Origin of the sequence: Streptococcus mitis (genome assembly GCF_003942995.1) — a bacterium.
In the GTDB taxonomy this organism is placed as follows: Bacteria; Bacillota; Bacilli; order Lactobacillales; family Streptococcaceae; genus Streptococcus; species Streptococcus mitis_CV.
This window is the reverse complement of the sequence record NZ_RJOH01000009.1, coordinates 42,476-66,516: the sequence shown is the minus strand read 5'-3', so window position 1 is coordinate 66,516 and position 24,041 is coordinate 42,476. Positions and strand designations below refer to the sequence as shown.

Below are 24,041 nucleotides of genomic sequence, written 5' to 3'. Positions count from 1 at the left end.
CTTCTTATTTATAGATTTCCTTTAACATATTTTCGATATGCTGGATTGATTTTTCACGTCCAAGCAAGAAAATTGTATCTGGCAATTCTGGCCCATGCATTTCACCTGAAACTGCGATACGAATTGGCATGAAGAGATTTTTCCCTTTGATACCTGTTTCTTTTTGAACAGCTTTGATTTGTGGGAAGATATTCTCTGTTACAAATTCATCATCTGTCATCGCTTCAAGTTTTGCTTTGAAGGCTTCAAGAACTGTTGGGACTGTTTCACCCGCCATGACTTCGCGCTCTGCTTCGGTCAATTCCGGGAAATCTGAGAAGAAGAGATCTGTCAATGGGATAATCTCATCTACCGACTTCATTTGTGGTTTATAGAGCTCAACTAACTTTTCAGCCTTCTTAGTCAATCGACCTGCTTCTTCTAGGAATGGTTTTGCCATTTCAAAGATAGTTTCTAGGTCTGCATTCTTGATATAGTCATTGCTCATCCAGTCTAGTTTTTTCTGGTCAAAGGCTGCTGGAGACTTGCTGAGGCGGTTTTCATCGAAAAGTTTAATGAGTTCTTCACGAGAGAAGATTTCATCTTCGCCACCTGGGTTCCAACCAAGAAGAGCAATAAAGTTAAAGACTGCTTCTGGTAAATAACCTTTTTTACGGTAGTCTTCGATAAACTGAAGGGTGTTGGTGTCACGTTTAGACAATTTTTTCCCAGTTTCAGAGTTGATAATTAAGGTCATGTGACCGAACTCTGGAGCTTCCCAACCAAGTGTTTCATAAACCATAAGCTGTTTTGGTGTATTAGCAATGTGGTCATCTCCACGGATTACATGAGAGATTTGCATATCGTGGTCATCGATAACAACGGCAAAGTTGTAAGTTGGGTAACCGTCTTTCTTTTGAATCACCCAGTCACCACCGATATTGCCACCTTCAAATTCGATATCACCTTTGACCATATCACGCCACTTGTAGATACCTGACTCATTGACAGCTAAACGAACAGTTGGAATGATCCCTGCTGCTTCACGTTCTGCGATGTAAGCTGCTTTTTCTTCTTCACTCATACCAAGGTATTCGTTGATATAGCGTGGTGTTTCACCAGCTGCTTCTTGGCGTTCGCGCTCTGCTGCCAATTCTTCTTCTGTAACGTAAGATTTGTAGGCTTTTCCTTCAGCTAATAGTTGGTCAATGTATTTTTGATACAAGTCCAAACGTTCAGACTGGCGATAGTTTTCATGTGTTTCTGGACTTTCATCCCAATCCATGCCTAACCAGCGAAGGTTTTCAAGTTGTGATCGTTCACCGTCCTCGACATGACGTTTACGATCAGTATCTTCGATACGGATAATAAAAGTCCCACCGTGATGACGGGCATAAAGGTAGTTGAACAATGCTGTACGGGCATTTCCGATGTGTAGTAGTCCTGTTGGACTTGGTGCGTAACGTACGCGGATATCTTTTGACATAGTTTCTCCTATAAAGTCTCTAGGCGTCTGCCTTTTTGCTCTCTATATTATATCACAAGTCTTGGCTGAGTCCAATTTCTATGGATAAAGAGAGTAAAAAGAGTGGACAAACCACTCTTTTCTTCTATTATAGACGTGCGTTAAGTTCTTTGCTCAATTCTTCAAATCCTGGTTTCCCAAGAAGGGCAAACATGTTACGTTTGTAAGCTTCAACACCTGGTTGGTCAAATGGGTTGATAGCATTCAAGTAACCTGAAAGGGCGATAGCCAATTCGAAGAAGTAGATAGTGTAACCAAGAGTAAAAGCATCTTGCTCTGGAAGAGTCACATACATGTTTGGTACATCACCATCTGTGTGGGCAAGAAGAACACCGTCAGTTGCTTTTTTATTTACAAAATCAACGTCTTTTCCTTGAAGGTAACCAAGTCCATCAAGGTCTTCTTCCAAGGTAGGGATAATCACGTTCTTACGAGGTTTGTCAACACGAACAACCGTTTCAAACATGATACGTGTTCCTTCTTGGATAAATTGACCAAGTGAGTGCAAGTCAGTTGAGAAGTTGGCTGAAGTTGGGTAGATACCTTTTTGGTCTTTTCCTTCTGATTCACCAGCCAATTGTTTCCACCATTCTGAGAAGTATTGAAGTGATGGCTCATAGTTTACCAAGATTTCAGTTGCATAGCCTTTACGGTAAAGGATGTTACGAACTGCTGCGTATTGGTAAGCTTCGTTTTCAGAGATTTTGTCTGAAGTGTAGTCTTTGCGAGCTGCGTTAGCACCTTCCATAAGGGCTTTGATATCAGCTCCTGATGCTGCGATTGGAAGCAAACCAACGGCTGTCAATACTGAGAAGCGTCCACCGATGTCATCTGGAACAACAAATGTTTCCCAACCGTTAGCGTCCGCTTCAACCTTAACAGCACCTTTTTGGCGGTCAGTTGTCGCATAGATACGTTTGTTGGCTTCTTCTTGTCCGTATTTCTTAACCAAAAGTTCTTTGAAGACACGGAAAGCGATAGCTGGTTCAGTTGTTGTACCTGATTTAGAAATCACGTTTACTGAGAAGTCTTTGTCTGCAACATACTCTACCAAGTCAGCAAGGTAAGTAGATGAGATTGAGTTTCCAGCGTAAAGGATTTGTGGAGCCTTGCGTTCTTCTTTTGTTTGCAAGTTAGCAAAGTGATGATTCAAGAAATCGATTGCTGCTTTGGCACCAAGGTAAGATCCACCGATACCAATCACAACCAAAACATCGCTGTCTGATTTGATTTGCTCAGCAGCTTTCAAGATGCGGTCGAATTCTTCACGGTCGTAGTTTTCAGGAAGGTCCAACCATCCCAAGAAGTCGCTACCAGCACCAGTTCCTTTACGAATCAATTCGTCTGCTGCTGTTACTTGTGATTGCATGTATTCCACTTCATGTGGGGCAACAAATTTGTCTAAAACTTTTGAATAATCAAATTTAATATGTGACATGTTATTCCTCCAATATTTCTTCTTTTCTATCATAACGCTTACCTTCGTTTTTTTCAAGTTTTTTTGTCGAATTTCTCCAATTTTTATCAGAATTCAAACGTTTGCGTAAAAATGCCGCATTCCAAAAATTTTGAAAAAATAAAAGAAAGAACGACTAGATGTTCCAGTCGTTACAGTTCATTCAATAAATACTCAAATAATTCTAAATTACCATCTTCTTCATTAACCAGAAACTCTGGATGCCACTGCAAACCAATAATGCGGTGTTCGTCAATAGACTCAATCGCTTCGATGGTCTGGTCTCTTGGATCAATAGCAGTTACACGGAAGTTAGGTGCCAAATCTTTAATGCTTTGACGATGGACGGAGTTGACTTGACTTTCTTTTCCAAATAGCTTAGACACCACGCTTCCTTTTACTGTCTCAATAGAGTGAGATGTTCCGAAAGGCAGACCTTGCCAGTGACCTTCGATTTCTTGATTGAGGGTCCCACCAAAAGCAACATTGACAAGTTGAACACCACGACAGATTGCCATAATTGGTTTATTCTGACGAAGCGCTTCTTTCAAGAGTGCCAATTCAAACTCATCGCGCACTAGGTTGTAATCATCACTCTCGATGGTCTTTTTCTCTCCATAAAACTGAGGATGGACATTTTGACCGCCTGTCAAGATAAGTTTGTCAATCATTTCTACATAATCACGTACAACTGACTCATCACCAACAGGAATGACTAAAGGGAGACCACCGACTTGACGAATGCTCTCTGCGAATCTACAAGATACAGATGAATGAATGTTTTTGCCTTCTGCGTCTACGGGACATAGATTTGCAGCAACTCCTACAACCGTTCTAGTCATGATGTCTCTCCTTTCGAATGTTAATACTCTTCGAAAATCTCTTCAAACCACGTCAGCGTCGCCTTACCGTACTCAAGTACAGCTTGCGGCTAGCTTCCTAGTTTGCTCTTTGATTTTCATTGAGTATAACGATAGTCCTATCATATCACTCAAAATGCCTTTCGTCTAATATGTTTTTTTTAAGTCCGTGATAAATATTTTTTATGAACAAGAAAAAGCTGCCCACATAGGACAACTTCTTTCTTATTCAAAGACAAATTGATTGTGATAGAGTTCTGAGTAGAATCCACCTAGTTTTATTAGTTCATGGTGATTACCACGTTCAATGACTCCTCCATCTTTGAGGACAATAATCTGGTCTGCATTGAGAATGGTTTTCAAGCGATGGGCAATGACAAAACTGGTTCTACCTGCTACAACTGCCTCCATGGCATGCTGAATCTTGCTTTCTGTCACCGTATCTACGTTTGAAGTTGCTTCATCTAGAATGAGAACTTCTGGATCTGTCATCAAGGTTCGAGCGATAGAAATCAATTGTTTTTGCCCTGTCGAGAAGATGCTTTGATCATCATCAATAAGGGTATCGTATTTGTCAGGTAAGCTTTCGATATAGTCATGAATATGGGTTGCCTTGGCTGCTGCCTCAACCATTTCTTGACTAGCATCTGGTACACCGAAACGGATATTGTCTCGAATGGTTCCGCTAAACAAGACCGAATCTTGCAAGACAATCCCCACCTTGCTTCTAAGACTATCTAAATCATAGTCACGGATATCTTTGCCGTCAAAATAAATACCACCAGCATCAACATCATAAAAGCGATTGATGAGGTTCATAATAGTCGTTTTCCCTGACCCAGTCGGACCAACAACTGCTGTCATCTGGCCTTTAGGGGCAGAAATGCTGACATCTTTCAAAATAGGTTTATCAGGTAGGTATGAAAAATCAATATGACTAATTTCAACACCTTCTTGCAACCTAGTAAAGATCGGCGCCTTCTCAGGTCGAATTTCTTCCTCTGCGTCAAACATTTCCTGAATCCGTTCAGCCCCCGTAAAGGCTAACTGAAGGCTTCCCCAACTAGCTGCAACTTGAATAATAGGCTGGTAGTACTGCTGAGAAAATTGGGCAAACATAACAATCAAACCTAGAGCTGTACTTGTTTCAATAGTCTTATCATTTAAAAGTACAGCTGAACCAGCAAAGATAACGATGGCTGTGTTGACCAGACTCATCCCATTCATGACAGGGAAAAGAATTCCTGAGAACATTCTTCCTTTAAAGGTTGCCCTGCGCACGCGCTCATTTTGTTCAAGAAATCCTGCCATCATATCCTCTTGAATACCTTGCACAATCACGGCTTTTTGGCCTGAGATACTCTCATCCATATAGGCGTTGAGCTTTCCTACCTCTTTCTGCTGGAGATTGGTATATTTCCGTGCCATTTTTACGATAAAAAGCAGCATAAGGAAGGCCACTGGTGTGCTGGCAATGGTGATGAGGGCCAGCGTCACATTTCTCGAAAACATGACAAGAATCAGACCGATATATAAAACAATATTGCTCATGACCTGAATCAAGCTTTCGTTAAAGGCCTGGAGGATATTATCCAAATCACTGGTAAAACGAGACAAGATATCGCCATCTTGTCGGCGGTCAAAGAAAGAAACAGTCAAGCGAGCAAGCTTACCGAAGAGGCCTTTACGCATCTCGTTGGTCGACTCTGCAATCACACGCGTCATGAGACACATGTATATCACACTAGAGATAAATAGAACCAAAACCAGCAGTCCAAGATTGACCATGATTGCTGATAGACTTTGCCAAACAAGTTCTGGATTGCCATCTTGATAAGCTTGAACTAAATTAGCTAATTGCGTCACTGCTTGTCCAGAAAATACCGGAAAGAGAGCTTGGGCAAGAGTCGCCAGAACAATCATCAAGATGACAACTACAAATGATAGCTTATAGACTTTAAAATAATTCCAAAAAAATTGAACTGTCTTCATTTTACTCCTCCTTTCCTTTCTGTGTTTCGTAGATTTCACGGTAAACGGCATTGTTGGCAACCAAGTCTGCATGCGTCCCTTGACCAATCAATCGTCCTTGATCTAGAACCAAGATTTTATCTGCATGAACAACCGAGCTAATCTTTTGAGCGATGATAATGGTTGTCGTCCCTTTCAAGTCCTTATTCAAGGCTTCTTGAACCAGGCGCTCTGACTTAGCATCCAAGGCCGAGGTCGAATCGTCAAAAATCAGAATACGTGGATTGCTGACAATCCCACGCGCAATCGACATCCTTTGCTTTTGCCCACCTGAGAAATTGGTTCCCCGTTCCTCAACTGGACTTTCAAAGGTTTTCTCCATACGATGAATGAATTCACTAGCCTGGGCAATGTTGGCTGCGCGCTCCATTTCAAATAGAGTAGCATCTCCCTTACCCTGTCTCAAGTTATCTGCAATCGTCCCACTAAAGAGAATGGCACGTTGGAGAACGATAGAAACTGTTTTACGCAGGGTTCCTTCACTCACTTCTCGAATATCCTTGCCTCCGATTTTGATAGCCCCTTCCTGTGGGTCAAAGAGACGTGGAATCAGTTGAGCCAAGGTTGATTTTCCTGCACCAGTCGCTCCAACGACACCAACCATTTGACCAGGTTCAATAGTAAAGCTCACATCTTTCAGCATCGGTTCCTTGTCCATTGGATAGGTAAAAGTCACATTTTCAAAGCTAAGACTGCCGACCAACTCTTCATCTGGGACATCCTTGAAGGTCATGGCTGGCTCTGCGTCAAGAATTTCTCGAATACGACGCATAGAAATCATGGCACGACTGACAGAATTTCCCAAAAATCCAACCATAACAATGGTAAAGATAATCTGGCTTAGGTAATTGACAAAGGAAGCAATGGAGCCAACAACTGACGGATCCGACTGAACCATTCCTGCAACTAGCCAAATAGAGAGGAAAACCGTCCCGTAGCCGACTAACATCATAAAGGGTTCCACTACTGAAAAGGCATAACCAATGTAAAGGTTTTGACCAAGAAGCTCGTCTGATACCTCTGTAAACTTAGCAAACTGCTCTTTTTCTTGGACAAAGGACTTGACCACACGAACACCGCGCAGATTTTCCTTGGCAATGGCATTGATGCGTTCAAGAAGGGTTTGAAACTTGGCAAAACGAGGCCCCATCATTCCCATCATGACAGCAGTCAAGGCAAAAATCAAGACTACCATGAGAACAATCACCCACCACAGAGAAGGTAGGGTTTGAACCGCCAAGATAAACGAACCGATGAACAAGAGGGGGAGTCTGAAAAGAATTTGGAAGGTCATCATGACGACGTTCTGAATCTGGTTGATATCATTTGTCATTCGAACGACTAGATTTCCCGCATTAAATTGTTCAATATTGGCATAAGAAAAGGTTTGGATTTTACGGAAGGCATCCTCTCGAAGGTCGGATGAAACTCCTTGAGCAATATAGGCTGCAAGGATAACATTGACCCCACCAGCAACCAGACCGACCACGGCCACACCAATCAACCAAGCCCCTATACTATAAATAGCTTCATATTTTCCAGCAAGGAGGGCGTCTAACACTTCCTGCAGATAACGCGGTTGCAAAAGTGAACTAGCAACCATCAAGCCTGTCATCAGTAGCGAGGCCAGGGCTTGCCACTTATAGGTTTTTATTTTCTGAATCAGCATACTTTCTCCTTAAAAAATAGACAAAAGGGAGCGACAATGCGTCAGCTCCTTCTCACTCTGTTTGTGTGATGTTATTCTAGCAAAAAAGTGGGAACTTGTCAAAGAAGTCTCCTTGATACAGCTAGAATGACAAGGAATTCATTCTTTATAATTTTTGTTTTAACTCGACCAAGACATTCATAGCCTGCATAGGTGTCATATTGTAAACATCCAATTTAGACAATTCTGCTAGGATAGGATGTTCTTCTGCCGTATCAAAGAGTGAAATCTGTTCAGTGACAGCACTTGTTTGCCTCATCAGACTTGAACTTTCTCCCCCTTGACTCTCCAGTTGAGTCAAAATCTTATTCGCCCTTGCTAAAAGATCTGCTGGCAAGCCAGCGATCTTGGCAACATGGATACCGTAGGATTTATCGGCTGGTCCTGGTTCAATCTTGTGAAGGAAGGTGACCTGCCCATCCTGCTCCAAAGTTGCCACGTGGACATTAACCAAGTGTTGTAAACTAGACTCCAGACTAGTCAACTCATGGTAGTGGGTCGCAAAGAGGGTCTTAGCTCCGATGTGCTCATGGATATATTCGATGATAGACTGAGCAAGAGCCATCCCATCATAAGTTGCAGTTCCACGTCCCAATTCATCAAAGAGAATGAGAGAGTTCTTAGTCGCATGCGAAATGGCATTGTTAGCTTCCATCATCTCTACCATAAAGGTTGACTGACCTGAAACCAAGTCATCTGCTGCTCCGATACGAGTAAAAATCGCATCAAAAATAGGTAAATAGGCGCTTTCTGCTGGCACATAAGAACCCAACTGGGCCATAACTGCCGTCATGGCTAACTGACGCATATAGGTTGACTTCCCACTCATGTTGGGCCCTGTAATCAGTTGAATACTGGTATCTTCTGCCATCTGAATCGTATTTGGAATATAGGTCTGAGCCCCCATAACCTTTTCAACAACAGCATGGCGCCCTTTCTGGATATCAATTCGCGAATCATCTCCGAATTCAGGTCGAATCAAATGCTGGGTTTCAGCAACAACTGCGAGACTTTGCAGGACATCAACTGTCGCAATTCCTTGGGCTAGAACCTGCAAACGCTGGATATACTTGCTGACCTCTTCACGAATACGCATAAAGATTTCGTACTCTAGATTAGCTGACTTCTCACGCGCCTCCAGCATATCTCCCTCGATACGAGCTAATTCCTCGGTTCCAAAACGTTCCGAGTTTTTCAGCGTCGCCTTGCGGAAAAAGTGGGCTGGCACATTCCCCAGTTGTGAATTGGTCACATGGAAATAGTAGCCATCCTTCTTATTGTAGTCAATCTTGAGCGTGCTGATACCAGAATTTTCTCGCTCCTTAGCCTCAATCTCAGCAATCCAGCTAGTCCCTTCTCTGAGAACGCGACGGTACTTGTCTAAAGTCTCATCAAATCCAGTCCGGATAATACCACCTTCCGTAATCACATGAGGAGCTTCAGGAGCAATCGCTGCGCTAATCAAGCTCTCCAACTCAGGGATTCCATCCAATTGTGCGATGAGATAGGCTAGAGCAGGCTGTTCCATTCCCTCTAAAATCGCACGAATCCGTGGCACACTAGACAAGGTGGTCGCCAACTGCAAGAGATCCTTGGGATTTGTTTTGCCAAAAGAAACCCGACTAGCCAAGCGTTCGATATCATAAACACCCTTGAGACTGTCTGTCAAATCACTACGCTCAAAGAAATGGTCGAGAAAGACCTGCACCACTTCTTGACGTTGGACGATTCGTTCCTTATCAATCAGGGGGCGATGAATCCAAGACCGCAAGAGCCGCATACCCATAGCTGTTTTGGTTTCATCCAAAAGCCAGAAAAGACTGCCTTGCTTCTTGCCTGACCGAGCATTCTCAACCAAATCCAGACTAGCCTTGGTCGCATAATCCATCTGCAAGAAATCCTTGATTTCATAGCGGATAACAGGTTTGAGGTGGTTCAATTCCCTCATCTGGGTTCGATGGACATACTGGAGCAACTTACTAGATGCCGCTTGCTCCACAGCTGCTAATCGTGAATCCAGTAAATGAAGGTCTTCAAAGCCTTCTTTTTCATAGGAAAGCACTAGATTCATCTGACGACTAAGGATTTGTTCCTCTTCCTCAGACAAGTCATAACCCAGCACCACTTCTCGCGCCTTGAGATTGCGGATTTCCCCACAAACCAGCGTGAAATCCAAAAGACCTGTCACATAAAAATCACCCGTCACTAGGTCCATATAAGCGAGGCCAAATTGATTGCCAGCACGGTCTATGGCAACCAAAAAATTATTCTGACTGTCCGGCTTACTGCTATCGACCACTGTCCCTGGCGTAATAACCTGAACAACCTCTCGTTTCACAACCCCAACTGCTTGTTTAGGATCTTCCATCTGCTCTGCGATAGCCACCTTATAACCCTGCTCAATCAAGATATCGATATACTGTTGGGCAGAATGATAGGGAACACCCGCCATAGGGATCGGATTATCGGCATTCTTGTTGCGACTCGTTAAGGAAATTTCCAGAATCTGCGCAGCATTGACCGCATCCTCATAAAATAATTCATAAAAATCACCCATCCGAAAGAGCAAAAAAGCATCTGGATATTGCTTTTTAATATCCACATACTGTTGCATGCCGGGTGATAGCTTTTCTGTCGCCATTTTCCGTCTCTCCTTGTCAAAAATAAGTCTTGAGAGCAACTCCCAAGACCTTACTTATCTTTCATCAAATCTAGCAAACGATCTTCCATGAGTTTGGCAACGTGCTGGTCTCGACAAATGACCAATAAGGTATTGGCACCAGCAACTGTTCCTAAAATCCATTCATCCTTGTTTGCATCTACAATATTTGCCAAAACAGAGGCTTCTCCCAATTTGGTATGAAGCACCAAGGTAAACTCTGCTCTTGCAACACCTTCTAAATGATGAGACAAAAATTCAACCAAATCAATCTTTTCTGTCTCATTTGCTAGTACATAATACACCATATCATTTTTCTTGACCTTGGTCAAGCCGATTTCGCGCAAATCACGAGACAAGGTTGTCTGCGTCACAAAAACATTATGCGCCTCCAACCGATCTTGAATTTCTTTTTGTGTACTTAATTTCTCCTCAGTAATCATTTTTTTTATTAACTGATGACGATCTCTTTTTCTCATAAAATCCTCTTATATGCATATTTATAACTAATTTTATAACTATATTATACCAGAAAAACAGGAGATTTCAAAAATTTTTTCTTCTTTCTTTAAAATTGTGATAAAATAGTAGAAAAGTCCAAAAAGGAGCTCTTAATGAATACAAAAGAATTGATTGCTAGCGAATTGGCTAGCATCATTGATAGCCTGGACCAAGAGGCTATTTTAAATTTACTGGAAACCCCTAAAAACTCAGAAATGGGAGACATTGCTTTCCCTGCTTTTTCTCTTGCAAAAGTCGAACGTAAGGCACCTCAAATGATTGCTGCTGAACTGGCTGAAAAAATTAACAGCCAAGCCTTTGAAAAGGTTGTTGCAACAGGACCTTACGTCAACTTTTTCCTTGATAAATCTGCCATTTCTGCTCAAGTATTGCAAGCTGTTATCACTGAAAAAGAACACTATGCTGACCAAACTATTGGCAAACAAGAAAATGTTGTTATCGATATGTCTAGTCCAAATATCGCTAAACCATTTTCTATCGGTCACCTGCGCTCAACTGTTATCGGAGATAGCTTGTCACATATTTTCCAAAAAATCGGTTATCAAACGGTCAAGGTCAACCATTTGGGAGACTGGGGTAAACAGTTTGGGATGTTGATTGTTGCCTACAAAAAATGGGGCGACGAAGAAGCTGTAAAATCTCATCCAATTGATGAACTCCTTAAACTATACGTCCGCATCAATGCTGAGGCTGAAAATGACCCAAGTTTGGATGAAGAAGCACGCGAATGGTTCCGTAAACTTGAAAATGGAGATGAAGAAGCTCTCGCTCTTTGGCAATGGTTCCGTGATGAAAGTTTAGTGGAATTTAATCGCCTTTACAATGAACTGAAGGTTGAATTTGACAGCTACAACGGAGAAGCCTTCTACAACGATAAGATGGATGCAGTTGTAGACATTCTTTCTGAAAAAGGACTTCTTGTTGAGTCAGAAGGTGCCCAAGTTGTCAATCTTGAGAAATATGGAATTGAACATCCAGCCCTCATCAAGAAATCTGATGGTGCAACTCTCTACATCACACGTGACTTGGCTGCAGCCCTTTACCGTAAAAACGAATACCAATTTGCTAAATCTATCTACGTTGTTGGTCAAGAACAATCTGCCCACTTTAAACAACTCAAAGCTGTTTTGCAAGAGATGGGCTACGATTGGAGTGAAGACATTACTCACGTTCCTTTTGGTTTGGTTACAAAAGAAGGGAAAAAACTCTCTACTCGTAAAGGGAATGTCATCTTACTAGAGCCTACTGTTGCAGAGGCTATTAGCCGTGCCAAGGCCCAAATCGAGGCTAAAAATCCTGAACTAGAAAACAAAGACCAGGTAGCACATGCTGTTGGGGTTGGAGCCATTAAATTCTATGACCTTAAGACCGACCGTACAAATGGATACGACTTCGACCTAGAGGCTATGGTATCCTTCGAGGGTGAAACTGGACCTTACGTTCAATACGCCTACGCTCGTATCCAATCTATCTTACGCAAAGCGGATTTCAAACCAGAAACAGCTGGCAACTATAGCTTGAATGATGCTGAAAGCTGGGAAATCATCAAACTCATCCAAGACTTCCCACGTATTATCAACCGTGCGGCGGATAACTTTGAACCTTCTATCATTGCTAAATTTGCAATTAGTCTGGCTCAAGCCTTTAACAAATACTATGCACATACACGTATCTTGGATGAAAGCCCAGAACGCGACAGCCGTCTAGCTCTCAGCTACGCAACTGCAGTCGTTCTCAAAGAAGCCCTTCGCTTGCTTGGAGTAGAAGCGCCAGAGAAGATGTGATTCAGTACTAACAATTGGAACTAAAGTTCCTAATTGTTAGACGCTAGCCGCTTATATGCGGACTAGCTAACTGCTTCACTAGTAAAGAAACATAAATATTATCGATTTATGTTTCTTTACGTCGTAATTAGAGATACTTGTCTAAACGCTTTACTAATTCACCAAACCCAATAATATCGATTTGGTTTGGTTCATGTCGTAATATTTTAAATTACTTGATTGCAAAATAATCTAAGTAGCTTACACTAAAGCCTATACGGATTTTGGTTTAGAGGTCTATCAAAAATCTTATCAAGTTTTACTGGCTTGTTCTGCTATTTTAGATTCACTAAATCGATTTATTCACTACTATTTTTTATCATACATGGAGATATTCTATGAGCCAATATGCTTATATCCTCGTTGTGATTAGCTTGGTATTCCTTTTTCTACTCAATAAATATGAGAAGGAGAGACTTCAAAGACTCTACCAAGAACAACTCTTAAAGGATGAAACATTCAGGTCTGACATCAAAGAAAAAATTCATACGACTGAAAATATCAATGATGTCATTGCTTACATCAATAAAACTTACCATCTGGGAATGTTGCTATCAAAAGACATTACAGATCAATTGAAATAAACCTAGTTATTCTTTAAGGAATATCAAAACCGAGACTAAGAGTTTATTACTTAGGCTCGGTTTTTGTATATTTTTCAAGCAACAAAGCCATCACTCCCCAGCAATGCAAGTGCAAAATCCTCTAGAATATGATAGAATAATGGAAAGGACTCTATTAAGGAGGAAATCATGGAAAAACAAACCGTCGCCGTCTTGGGGCCTGGTTCTTGGGGAACTGCCCTTTCACAAGTCTTAAATGACAATGGACACGAGGTACGTATTTGGGGAAATCTTCCCGAGCAAATCAATGAAATTAATACCTATCATACTAACAAGCACTACTTTAAAGATGTCGTTCTAGATGAAAATATCATTGCCTACACTGACTTAGCAGAGGCATTAAAAGATGTGGATGCGATTTTGTTTGTTGTCCCAACAAAAGTGACACGACTTGTTGCCCAACAAGTTGCAAAAACCTTGGATCATAAGGCTATCATCATGCACGCTTCAAAGGGATTAGAGCCTAATAGTCATAAACGATTATCAACCATCCTTGAAGAAGAAATTCCTGAACATCTCCGCAGTGATATTGTCGTTGTTTCAGGACCTAGTCATGCGGAAGAAACCATTGTTCGTGACCTGACTTTAATCACTGCTGCTTCTAAGAATTTACAAACAGCTCAATACGTTCAGGAACTCTTTAGTAATCACTACTTCCGACTTTATACTAATACGGATGTTATCGGGGTTGAAACTGCTGGTGCTCTTAAAAATATTATTGCTGTCGGTGCTGGAGCTTTACATGGTTTGGGATTTGGTGACAATGCCAAGGCAGCCATCATCGCTCGAGGCTTGGCAGAAATTACCCGCCTAGGAGTAGCACTCGGGGCCAGTCCATTGACCTATAGTGGCTTGTCTGGTGTGGGAGATTTGATTGTAACGGGAACCTCCATCCACTCTCGTAACTGGAGAGCCGGAGATGCTCTTGGTCGTGGAGAATCTCTAGCTGATATCGAAGCCAATATGGGCATGGTGATTGAAGGAATTTCAACGACTCGAGCAGCCTATGAACTAGCGCAAGAACTTGGAGTCTATATGCCGATTACACAAGCCATTTACCAAGTTATTTACCACGGAACCAATATCAAAGATGCCATTTATGACATCATGAACAATGAATTTAAAGCAGAAAATGAGTGGTCTTAACTCTCTAAAGAAAGGATTCTTATGACATCAAAAGTTAGAAAGGCAGTCATCCCTGCCGCTGGACTTGGAACTCGATTTTTACCAGCAACCAAAGCACTTGCTAAAGAAATGTTGCCAATTGTAGATAAACCAACTATCCAGTTTATCGTGGAAGAGGCTCTCAAATCAGGTATTGAAGATATTCTGGTTGTCACTGGTAAGTCAAAACGTTCTATTGAAGACCACTTTGACTCAAACTTCGAGCTTGAGTACAACCTCAAAGAAAAAGGCAAAACGGATTTGTTAAAATTGGTAGATGAAGCAACTGGTATGCGCCTCCATTTCATTCGCCAAACTCACCCTCGTGGTCTTGGAGACGCTGTCTTACAAGCCAAAGCTTTTGTAGGGAATGAGCCTTTCGTTGTTATGCTGGGCGATGACCTTATGGACATTACTAACGACAAGGCTATCCCATTGACAAAACAACTGATGAATGATTACGAAAAGACACACGCATCAACCATTGCTGTCATGCCCGTACCACACGAAGACGTTTCATCATATGGAGTTATAGCTCCTCAGGGTGAAGGAATTAATGGTCTCTACAGTGTCGAAACTTTCGTTGAAAAACCAGCTCCAGAGGAGGCTCCAAGTGATCTAGCTATTATCGGTCGTTATCTGCTCACACCAGAAATTTTTGAGATCCTCGAAAATCAAGCTCCTGGTGCTGGAAATGAGATTCAGCTTACTGATGCAATCGATACTCTCAATAAAACACAACGTGTTTTCGCTCGTGAATTTACAGGAGCTCGTTACGACGTTGGGGATAAGTTTGGCTTTATGAAAACATCTATTGACTATGCCCTCAAACATCCACAAGTCAAAGATGACTTGAAAGATTACCTCATCCAACTGGGAAAAGAATTGGCTGAGAAGGAATAACAAAACCATTTATATAAAGATTAGCCACACATAAATTAAGTAAATTCTCTACTTGAATCTACCTATTTCATAAAAACTAATGAGAACGCTATACTTGTATTTGTTTTTTCATTAAAATAAGAGTAGAATAAATTAGTATAGTAAAACAAAAAAGCACCGAATCGGTGCGCATTACTGATTATGGATAACCATATTTTAACTCAAAAGAAAAATCTTTTGGCTGTGTTGTTTCGAATGGTTCCAAAACACATTAAAAGCTACTCATTTTTTAAGTAGCTTTTTTCTTATTCAAGTTTACATATTACACTCTTCGAAAATCTCTTCAAACCATGTTAGCTTCACCTTGCCGTATATATGTTACTGACTTCGTCAGTTCTATCTACAGCCTCAAAGCAGTGCTTTGAGCAACCTGCTGCTAGTTTCCTAGTTTGCTCTTTGATTTTCATTGAGTATAAAACAAAAAAAGATAAGGTTCAAAAATGCCTTATCTTTTTTCATTACACAACTATTATTATAAGCTCTCACAACCCCATTCCCTTGTAGATAAGTAAGACTGAGAGTCCCACGAACAACACTAACGCTACCAGTCTCTGACTAGCGCTATACATCCGTCTTTCTCCTCTAACTGGAAAGATAACTGCTAGAAATGCGCCACCAACTGCACCTCCGATATGACCTGCTAGACTGATTCCTGGAATCAGAACACTTCCAATAATGTTAACCACAAAAAGCGTCAGATAGGATTGCCCCAACTGCTGGATATAAGGATTACGCGTTGCATAGCGAAGAACAATAATCGCAGCAAATAGTCCATAGAGAGAAGTAGAAGCTCCTGCTGCTAAGGATTTTGGACTAAATACAAAAACAAAGAGATTACCCATCATTCCTGATAAGAGATAGAGAAAGAAAAACTTCTTGGATCCGAAAATTCCCTCTACTTGCCTACCAAGATAATAAAGCGAAAGCATATTGACAATGAAATGCTCCCACCCAATATGAACAAAAATGGCAGAGAAGAGACGCCAAACCTGCTCAGGAAAGAGGCGAATAGCTGGCCCATACATGGCTCCAAATCGAAATAATGTATCTACCCTGTCAAAGTTTCCACCTGTAGTCACCAACATTAGTAGAAACACCAAGGCCGTCACTAAGAGGAAGAAACTCGTCACAGGATAACGTCTATCAAAGATTTCCTTCATCAATTAAAACCTCCTGAACAGGAATATCATGCTTTTCAGGGATAAAGTCCTGAATTTGACAAGGATAAACCGTACTCAAAGTATGACCAGAAAAATGTTCCAGATAGCGGTCATAATAGCCTCCACCGTATCCAATCCGATATCCTTCCGTCGTAAAAACCAAGCCAGGAACATGAATCAAATTAATCTGAAATGCATCCACTACTTCCAAATCTCCCTGTGGTTCCAGTAAGCCAAAGGAAGTTTTTACCAACTGCTGCGGATCATAAACTACAAACTCCATGTGACCCTTGGGATAGGTTTTAGGTATCAGAACCTTCTTGCCATCCTTCAGCGCCTGCTCAATCAGTTCCTGCGTTTGAAACTCATGAGAAAAAGAAAGGTAGCTTGCGATGACCTTAGCTTCTTGGTAAAAGGGGTGTTGTAAAAGTCGCTCAGTTAAAGCTTGGTCTATAAACTGTTTTTGCTCTCGAGGTAAAGCCTTCATTTCTTGCAAGACTTGCTTACGTAATTCCGATTTCATAGACAACCCCTCTACTCTGCTGCCTTCTTTTTCAGGAAACTAGAGACCGCATCCACCCCAATAGCTAATGCTTCTTCCTTAGGACTCATCTGAGGGTGATGAAGGGCGTAGGGACTATCAATACCTAGCCAGAACATAACGCCATCAACTTTTGAAAGGAGATAACCAAAGTCTTCACCTGTCATAGCAGGCTCGATATCAATCAACTCAATTCCGTCTTTCTCTTCAAAAAAGTCCATTAGTTCACGCGCCAAGGCTGGATTGTTCTCAACAGGCAGGTAACCACCTTGTTTGAGTTCCACTTCGACTTCCATACCAAAGGCAGCTGCAACTCCTTCTGCAACTGTTTTGACCCGCTTTTGCACCAAGAGACTCATGTCCTGTGTCAAAGCCCGAATAGTTCCATGCAAAAAGGCTGTGTCTGTGATGACATTGTTTGTTGTTCCAGCCTGGAAAACTCCAAAGGTCACCACTGCTCCCTCGATTGGGTTAACATTGCGGCTGACAACTGACTGCACCTGGGTTACAAAGTAACTAGCGGCCACCAAGGCGTCATTAGCTTCATGTGGAAAGGCTGCATGTCCTCCTTTGCCTTTGAAACGAATCTTCACCTCACAGGTCCCTGCAAAGAGAGTGTGTGTATTGGTCGCAATCTGGCCGACTTTTAAATCTGGACGGACATGGAGGCCATAAAACTGATCTGGCAACCAATCTCCAAAAGCACCATCCTCATACATGAGCATACCACCAGCTTCATTTTCTTCAGCAGGCTGAAACAGAAAGAGCAGATTGTTCTTTGGTTGCTCTTCAAGGGCTCGCTCAAGACAGCCCAAAGCAATAGTCATGTGGAAATCATGGCCACAAGCGTGCATGCGACCTTGGTGCTGAGAAGCGAAAGGAAGGTCTGTTTGTTCGACGATAGGCAGGCCATCAATATCTGTTCTCCAACCAATGGTTCGCTCCGGTTGACTTCCCTGCAAATAAACCAAAATCCCTGTCCGCCAAGTACGAACTTGAACAAACTCCTTGCCCGCAGTCAATTTCTCAATCACATCCAGCAAATAAGCATGAGTCTTAAACTCCTCCAAGCCAATCTCTGGAATCTGGTGCAAATCTCGTCTAGTCTGAATCAAATCTAACATCTATCTATCCTCCGATATAGCAGAAAGAGGCTGGAAGAAGGGTTCCGCCTCTTTATTACTTTTACAATTATAAGGTACGAAGCGCATCCTCTAGCGCTGTTTTTTGTTGAGTTTGGGCATCAATCTCTTTGATAATACGAGCTGGAACACCTGCTACCACAACGTTTTCTGGGACATCTTGGGTAACAATAGCTCCTGCTGCGACAACTGAACCACTACCGATTTGGACCCCTTCGATAACCACTGCGTTGGCACCGATAAGAACATTGTCTCCAACACGGACTGGTTCTGCGCTAGCTGGCTCAATCACACCTGCAAGAACGGCACCTGCACCAACGTGACTGTTTTTCCCAACGATAGCACGGCCACCAAGGATAGCCCCCATGTCAATCATGGTTCCTGCACCGATTTCAGCACCGATATTGATAACAGCTCCCATCATGATAACAGCATTGTCACCAATTTCAACCTGATCACGGATAATAGCACCTGGCTCGATACGAGCGTTGATAGCACGTTTATCTAGCAAGGGAACTGCTGAATTGCGAGCATCTTGCTCAACAACATAGTCTTGATTTTCTACCAAACCATCGAGAAGCGGAGCCACGTCCTTCCAATCTCCGAATAGGACATTCCCTAGTTTAACAACAGAGCTTGGTACAGCAGTTGCGAGTTGTCCCTCAAAGGTTACTTTCACACTGGTTTTCTTTTCAGCATTGGCGATAAATTGAATAATTTCTTGAGCGTTCATTTTTGTGGCAGTCATAGGCGCCTCCTAGTTCATTTTAATGATACCTATTCTACCAAAAAAGGCCTCAAATTTGAAGCCTTTTTGTTTGTTTTTAGGTATGATTTTTAGGGATGTGAGATAAAACGTGCTGTCGGTAAAAGCAAGCCCCTACCGATACAACCTAAAAACACTCTTCACAACTATCTCCCCGTGTTTTATTGACTATTCTAGTATAGCACACTTTTAGAATTAAGAAAAGACTTTTTATTTACTTTCTTTCGCTTCTTCTACCGATAGGAAAATCATGGGCAAAATAATCAAGACCATAGCTAGAAGAAGGGACCAATCCACTACCAAGCCTAAAAACAAAACACTCAAAAGGGCAGAAGAGAGAGGTTCACTGGCACTGATAACGGAAACCACCAAAGGAGAAACCAAGGAAACAGCCTTCATGGAAATAAAAAAGGCAAAAGCCGTCCCGAAAAAAGCGATAATGAGGCAAATCAAGATACTCCAAATATCAAGAGTAAAGGAAAGCTGATACACTGGCGAAAGGACATTGCTAAATAAACCTGCCAAAATCATCCCCCACCCAACCGTGGGTACAAAACCATAGCGCTTCGCGAAAGGTTGGGGCAAGATAACATTAAACATGACCCCCATGGCACTCAGCAGACCTGTTATAAGAGCTAGCGGTGTCATAGATAACTGAGAGAGATCCCCCTTTGTCGCCATCAAGCAAACACCCAACATGGCAACCAAAACATAGAAAATAGCGCTTTTTGACGCTCGTTTTTGATAAACCAAACGATTGTAAAAGAGGATAAAGACAGGACTGATAAACTGTAAAATAGTTGCTGTCGCTGCATTTGAGTATTCTACACAGAGATAGAAAAAATACTGAACTGAAAAAATCCCCAAAATAGCATAGGCTAAAAAGGGTAGGTAATTTTTCTTATCTCGCCAAATATCTAGCACTTGCGATTTTAATTGTATTGCAGACCAAATGAGCACAAGACTCCCTGCCAGTGTCAAACGCATAGAGGTAATCCAGCCAGAAGACACTTGATAATGAGTAAAGAAATATTCTCCTAAAATTCCACAGATTCCCCAGATTAAGCCGGATAGAAGCGAATAAATGGTTCCTTTAACAATCTTTTTCTGATACTGATTCATACCTTTATTGTAACACGAAAGGAAAAAAGAAAAAAGTGGCAATCCATTGATTAGCCACTTCATTTAGAAAAGTTTAAAGAACTTATCGTCTCGCCCTTGAAGAAGAAGGTTTAGTATCGCTTGAATTGCTACTGTTGCTAGAACTATTACTTGAACTGCTATTCGAACTAGTACTTGAGCTAGAAGGGGTTGGCAATGTGCTAACGATACTTGACCAAGCGTTTTGATAATCTGCTTCACTTCCTCCAATAGCAAAGTGATAGCTTGTTGTAGGAGCTCCCACCTTATTAGCCCAATAGCTCGTTACAGTAGAACCTGAAAGATCCACTATTTTCCCATTAACGGATACTTTGCCTGGCTTCTGTCCTGTAGATCTGAGGACCTGAGATTGGGTCACACTAGAATCAAGACTAAAGCGTTCATTGCCCCAAACACCAGGCTCGGCCTGTTGGATAGCATTGACCAAGTAGGCCATATATTTGGCATTTCGATAATGCCCAGCCCCCTTAGCCATTGGGCGGTTGTCATCATGCCCTAGCCAACCACCTAGAGTCAATCTTGGTGTTGACAGCATGAGCCACATATTTTCATCTTCATTGGTTGTACCAGTCTTACCAATCCAGTCTGCACGAGCTAAGCTTGAATTGATAGAAGCCAAATCCGTTTGGAAACTTGAAGTGATCCGAGATGAAATCACCTCACGAAGCAAACTCTGCATAATTGTTGCTGTTGCCTTCGAGTACACTTGAACTGGCTTGTCTTGGAATTCATAGATTACTCTACCGTCAGATGATTCAATCTTAGAAATCACATGTTTCTGATGGTAGACACCGTTATTGGCAATTGTTTGATAACCATTGGTATGCTGGGCAACTGTGACTTCAATACCACCGCCCATAGGCAGACTTTCGATACCGTACTCCGGAATCTCGTAACCCATTTTCTCCATGTAACCCTTGACATCCACGCCCTTCTCACGCAGCATGCGATAGGTCCAATAGGCTGGGATATTCCACGAATAGTTCAAGGCTTCACCCAGGGTCATCATGCCTGTACCTGGACTATTTACATACATGATAGGATTTCCATTAGAGAATTTTGTTGGATAATTGGACAAGATACTAGCACTTCCCATCAAACCTTGGTCAATGGCAATACCGTAGGCCAACAAAGGCTTGGTTGTAGAGGCTGGCGAACGCTTAGTGTCGAAGGCGTGATTGTTTTGGTTAGTCTGGTAATTACGACCACCAACAAATCCTAGAACAGCCCCCGTTTTATTGTCCATCAAAACATTCCCTACTTCAGGCTGCCCAGTCGCATCATCTACCAAACGACCGTAGTTAGCAACTGCATTTTGCATGGCGTTATGGATTTTTTTATTGATCGTTGTCGTGATTTTATAGCCACCGTTACTTAGTTCCTGCTCAGCTCGCTCATGATAAGCCTTTTGAACCGCTTCCTTTTTCAACTCCTGACTAGAGACGTTGTCCTGTTGAACTAAATAATCATACATACGGTCTGTCGCTTCAGCCATAGCCGTAAAGTAAAGGTAATCCCTCGAAACAGCATTGATAGTTCCTGATGGCAAGAAATCTTGTTTGAGATTATAATCCTTGTACTGGTCGTATTCTTCTTGAGTCAGAGCACCCGTACGGTACATGTTGTAGAGAACATCCTTAGCCCGCTTCAAACCAAGTTCTAAGTCTTCATCACTCTTTAACTCTCCAGTATTTTCATAAGGGGAATAGGTAATCGGACTCTGTGGCAAACCTGCTAAGAAAGCGGCTTGGGGAATACTCAGCTTGTTGGCATCGATACCGAAAATCCCTTCAGCAGCTTGCTGGGCACCTGCAATATTCTGTCCTTTATGATTTCGACCAAAGGGAGCGACATTGAGATAAGTAGTCAAGATTTCATCCTTACTCATGCTGCGTTCCAAGGCAAGGGCATCAACAATTTCTGTAGCCTTACGAGCCAAAGTAGGAGCATCTCCGACCACTTGTTGTTTGATTAACTGTTGGGTCAAGGTCGAGCCCCCGCTAGATGAGCCCAAACCTGCAAAGGTTCCCAAAGTCGCCCGAATCACAGCTTTTGGCACAACCCCCTTATGTTCAAGAAAATGTTCGTCCTCAGTTGCAACGATAGCCTTTTTGAGATTGTCTGATATTTCCTCAGATGAAACAGAAGTTCGCAGTAGGTCGCTCTCGATAGAAGCAATGACACTCCCATCTGCATAAACAATTTCTGAGATGGAAGAAATATTTTTAACCTGCTTGACCAAGTCCTCCGCTTGAGGAACCTTAGCCTTGTCAAACAAAGCAACTCCATAACCAAGAGCTACACCAGCACCAAAAAGCCCACCGATAAAGCCTAGAATAAAGAGAGTATTCAAAATTCCCTTGATAGCAACTAAAAGGCTACCTAGGATAGCCAGAACTTTCCCACTTGTCCCATCCGACTGCTTCTCTTCTGAGACTTTCTCTGATTTTTTATGATTTATGTTTGATTTTACTAGCTGGAAAAATTCCAGCATTTTTCGTTTTAATTCATTTAATTGATTTTGCATGGATTTCCTCACTCTATCTATTATACCATAAAAGGTAAACTTTCAATAAAATAGCCACTTTCTTCCTTATTCTACTAGGCTATTGCCCAAGTTTGTGATACAATAGGTAGAAACAATATTTTTAAAAAGGAGAAAAGACACATGCACATTTTTGATGAGCTAAAAGAGCGTGGTTTGATTTTTCAAACGACTGATGAAGAAGCTTTGCGTAAAGCCCTAGAAGAAGGTCAAGTTTCTTATTATACTGGCTACGATCCAACTGCTGACAGCCTTCACCTAGGCCACCTTGTCGCAATCTTGACAAGTCGTCGCTTGCAGCTAGCAGGTCATAAACCTTATGCGCTCGTTGGCGGTGCTACAGGTCTCATTGGAGATCCGTCCTTCAAAGATGCTGAACGTAGTCTCCAAACAAAAGACACAGTAGATGGCTGGGTCAAGTCTATCCAAGGACAACTTTCTCGTTTTCTTGACTTTGAAAATGGTGAAAACAAGGCTGTCATGGTCAACAACTACGACTGGTTTGGCAGCATCAGCTTCATTGACTTCCTCCGTGATATCGGAAAATACTTCACTGTCAACTACATGATGAGTAAGGAGTCTGTGAAAAAACGGATTGAAACAGGAATTTCTTACACTGAGTTTGCTTACCAAATCATGCAAGGGTACGACTTCTTCGTTCTTAACCAAGACCATAACGTAACGCTTCAAATCGGTGGTTCTGACCAGTGGGGAAATATGACAGCTGGTACCGAATTACTTCGTCGTAAGGCTGATAAGACTGGCCACGTTATCACTGTTCCATTGATTACAGATGCAACTGGTAAGAAATTTGGTAAATCAGAAGGAAACGCAGTCTGGCTCAATCCTGAAAAAACTTCTCCATACGAAATGTACCAATTCTGGATGAATGTTATGGACGCTGACGCTGTTCGCTTCTTGAAAATCTTTACTTTCTTGTCACTTGATGAGATTGAAGACATCCGCAAACAATTTGAAGCAGCTCCACACGAACGCTTGGCTCAAAAAGTCTTGGCTCGTGAAGTTGTTACACTTGTACACGGAGAAGAAGCTTACAAAGAAGCTCTCAACATCACTGAGCAACTCTTTGCAGGAAACATCAAAAATCTTTCTGTCAAAGAACTCAAACAAGGACTTCGTGGAGTGCCAAACTACCAAGTTCAAGCAGAAGAAAACCACAATATCGTAGAACTGCTCGTTTCATCTGGTGTGGTCAACTCAAAACGCCAAGCCCGTGAAGATGTCCAAAATGGAGCTATCTACGTAAATGGCGACCGTATCCAAGACCTTGACTATGTCTTGAGTGATGCAGATAAGTTAGAAAACGAACTGACTGTTATCCGTCGCGGTAAGAAAAAATACTTTGTATTGACTTACTAAACTATTCAACATTTACCTATAAACAAAGGAGTTAACCTCAAGAAAGGTAACTCC

Annotated in this window: 18 protein-coding genes; 5 read left to right on the top strand and 13 right to left on the bottom strand. The window is 42.0% G+C overall.

Features of this window, described 5'->3' with window-relative positions:
* Positions 1–4: 4 nt before the first annotated feature.
* From gltX to argR, 7 genes are all read right to left on the bottom strand, one after another.
* Positions 5–1,465, bottom strand: a complete 1,461-nt coding sequence (gltX, locus tag D8836_RS06885; protein WP_125393531.1) for a glutamate--tRNA ligase — start codon at positions 1,463–1,465, stop codon at positions 5–7.
* 127 nt (positions 1,466–1,592) lie between these two features.
* The gene (locus tag D8836_RS06880; RefSeq protein ID WP_000018269.1) at positions 1,593–2,942 is read right to left on the bottom strand and encodes a glucose-6-phosphate isomerase; all 1,350 of its coding nucleotides are present in this window, start codon (positions 2,940–2,942) and stop codon (positions 1,593–1,595) included.
* Positions 2,943–3,112: 170 nt separating this feature from the next.
* Positions 3,113–3,802, bottom strand: coding sequence for a gamma-glutamyl-gamma-aminobutyrate hydrolase family protein (locus D8836_RS06870; RefSeq protein WP_125393530.1), 690 nt, complete (start codon positions 3,800–3,802; stop codon positions 3,113–3,115).
* Positions 3,803–4,045: 243 nt separating this feature from the next.
* Complete coding sequence (gene patB / locus D8836_RS06865) at positions 4,046–5,812, bottom strand: multidrug efflux ABC transporter subunit PatB (RefSeq protein ID WP_125393529.1); 1,767 nt, start codon at positions 5,810–5,812, stop codon at positions 4,046–4,048.
* A gap of 1 nt (position 5,813) precedes the next feature.
* Positions 5,814–7,520: a multidrug efflux ABC transporter subunit PatA gene (gene patA / locus D8836_RS06860; protein WP_125393528.1), complete on the bottom strand. Its 1,707-nt coding sequence runs from the start codon at positions 7,518–7,520 to the stop codon at positions 5,814–5,816.
* A 145-nt stretch (positions 7,521–7,665) separates the two neighbouring features.
* Positions 7,666–10,200 carry a DNA mismatch repair protein MutS gene (gene mutS, locus D8836_RS06855; protein WP_125393527.1) on the bottom strand — a complete coding sequence of 845 codons (2,535 nt, stop codon included), beginning with the start codon at positions 10,198–10,200 and terminating at the stop codon, positions 7,666–7,668.
* Between the two features lie 50 nt (positions 10,201–10,250).
* Positions 10,251–10,697, bottom strand: a complete 447-nt coding sequence (gene argR / locus D8836_RS06850) for an arginine repressor (RefSeq protein ID WP_001231476.1) — start codon at positions 10,695–10,697, stop codon at positions 10,251–10,253.
* A 135-nt stretch (positions 10,698–10,832) separates the two neighbouring features.
* On the opposite strand from argR, the gene argS reads away from it, so the two are divergent.
* From argS to galU, 4 genes are all read left to right on the top strand, one after another.
* On the top strand, positions 10,833–12,524 hold the full coding sequence (gene argS / locus D8836_RS06845; RefSeq protein ID WP_125393526.1) for an arginine--tRNA ligase: 1,692 nt from the start codon (positions 10,833–10,835) through the stop codon (positions 12,522–12,524).
* A gap of 377 nt (positions 12,525–12,901) precedes the next feature.
* Positions 12,902–13,147 carry a hypothetical protein gene (locus D8836_RS06840; RefSeq protein WP_020903404.1) on the top strand — a complete coding sequence of 82 codons (246 nt, stop codon included), beginning with the start codon at positions 12,902–12,904 and terminating at the stop codon, positions 13,145–13,147.
* Between the two features lie 168 nt (positions 13,148–13,315).
* Positions 13,316–14,332 (top strand): NAD(P)H-dependent glycerol-3-phosphate dehydrogenase, encoded by a 1,017-nt coding sequence (locus D8836_RS06835; RefSeq protein ID WP_125393525.1) that lies wholly within the window; start codon positions 13,316–13,318, stop codon positions 14,330–14,332.
* Positions 14,333–14,353: 21 nt separating this feature from the next.
* Complete coding sequence (gene galU / locus D8836_RS06830) at positions 14,354–15,253, top strand: UTP--glucose-1-phosphate uridylyltransferase GalU (RefSeq protein ID WP_125393524.1); 900 nt, start codon at positions 14,354–14,356, stop codon at positions 15,251–15,253.
* A gap of 521 nt (positions 15,254–15,774) precedes the next feature.
* Here the strand turns inward: galU and D8836_RS06825 are convergent.
* The 6 genes from D8836_RS06825 to pbp1b all read right to left on the bottom strand — a co-directional run bounded on the left by D8836_RS06825 (position 15,775) and on the right by pbp1b (position 22,589).
* Positions 15,775–16,452 carry a rhomboid family intramembrane serine protease gene (locus D8836_RS06825; protein WP_125393523.1) on the bottom strand — a complete coding sequence of 226 codons (678 nt, stop codon included), beginning with the start codon at positions 16,450–16,452 and terminating at the stop codon, positions 15,775–15,777.
* Entirely contained in the window at positions 16,436–16,975 is a 540-nt protein-coding gene (locus D8836_RS06820) for a 5-formyltetrahydrofolate cyclo-ligase (protein WP_125393522.1), read from the bottom strand. Before D8836_RS06820 ends, D8836_RS06825 begins: the two co-directional genes overlap by 17 nt.
* Positions 16,976–16,986: 11 nt before the next feature.
* Complete coding sequence (locus D8836_RS06815; protein WP_125393521.1) at positions 16,987–18,117, bottom strand: N-acetyldiaminopimelate deacetylase; 1,131 nt, start codon at positions 18,115–18,117, stop codon at positions 16,987–16,989.
* A gap of 67 nt (positions 18,118–18,184) precedes the next feature.
* Complete coding sequence (gene dapD, locus D8836_RS06810; RefSeq protein ID WP_000127460.1) at positions 18,185–18,883, bottom strand: 2,3,4,5-tetrahydropyridine-2,6-dicarboxylate N-acetyltransferase; 699 nt, start codon at positions 18,881–18,883, stop codon at positions 18,185–18,187.
* A 228-nt stretch (positions 18,884–19,111) separates the two neighbouring features.
* Positions 19,112–20,023 (bottom strand): DMT family transporter, encoded by a 912-nt coding sequence (locus D8836_RS06805; RefSeq protein WP_125393520.1) that lies wholly within the window; start codon positions 20,021–20,023, stop codon positions 19,112–19,114.
* Between the two features lie 82 nt (positions 20,024–20,105).
* Positions 20,106–22,589 (bottom strand): penicillin-binding protein PBP1B, encoded by a 2,484-nt coding sequence (gene pbp1b, locus D8836_RS06800; RefSeq protein ID WP_125393519.1) that lies wholly within the window; start codon positions 22,587–22,589, stop codon positions 20,106–20,108.
* Between the two features lie 141 nt (positions 22,590–22,730).
* Here pbp1b and tyrS point away from each other — a divergent pair, with 141 nt between their 5' ends.
* The gene (tyrS, locus tag D8836_RS06795; protein ID WP_000546888.1) at positions 22,731–23,987 is read left to right on the top strand and encodes a tyrosine--tRNA ligase; all 1,257 of its coding nucleotides are present in this window, start codon (positions 22,731–22,733) and stop codon (positions 23,985–23,987) included.
* Positions 23,988–24,041: the final 54 nt, after the last annotated feature.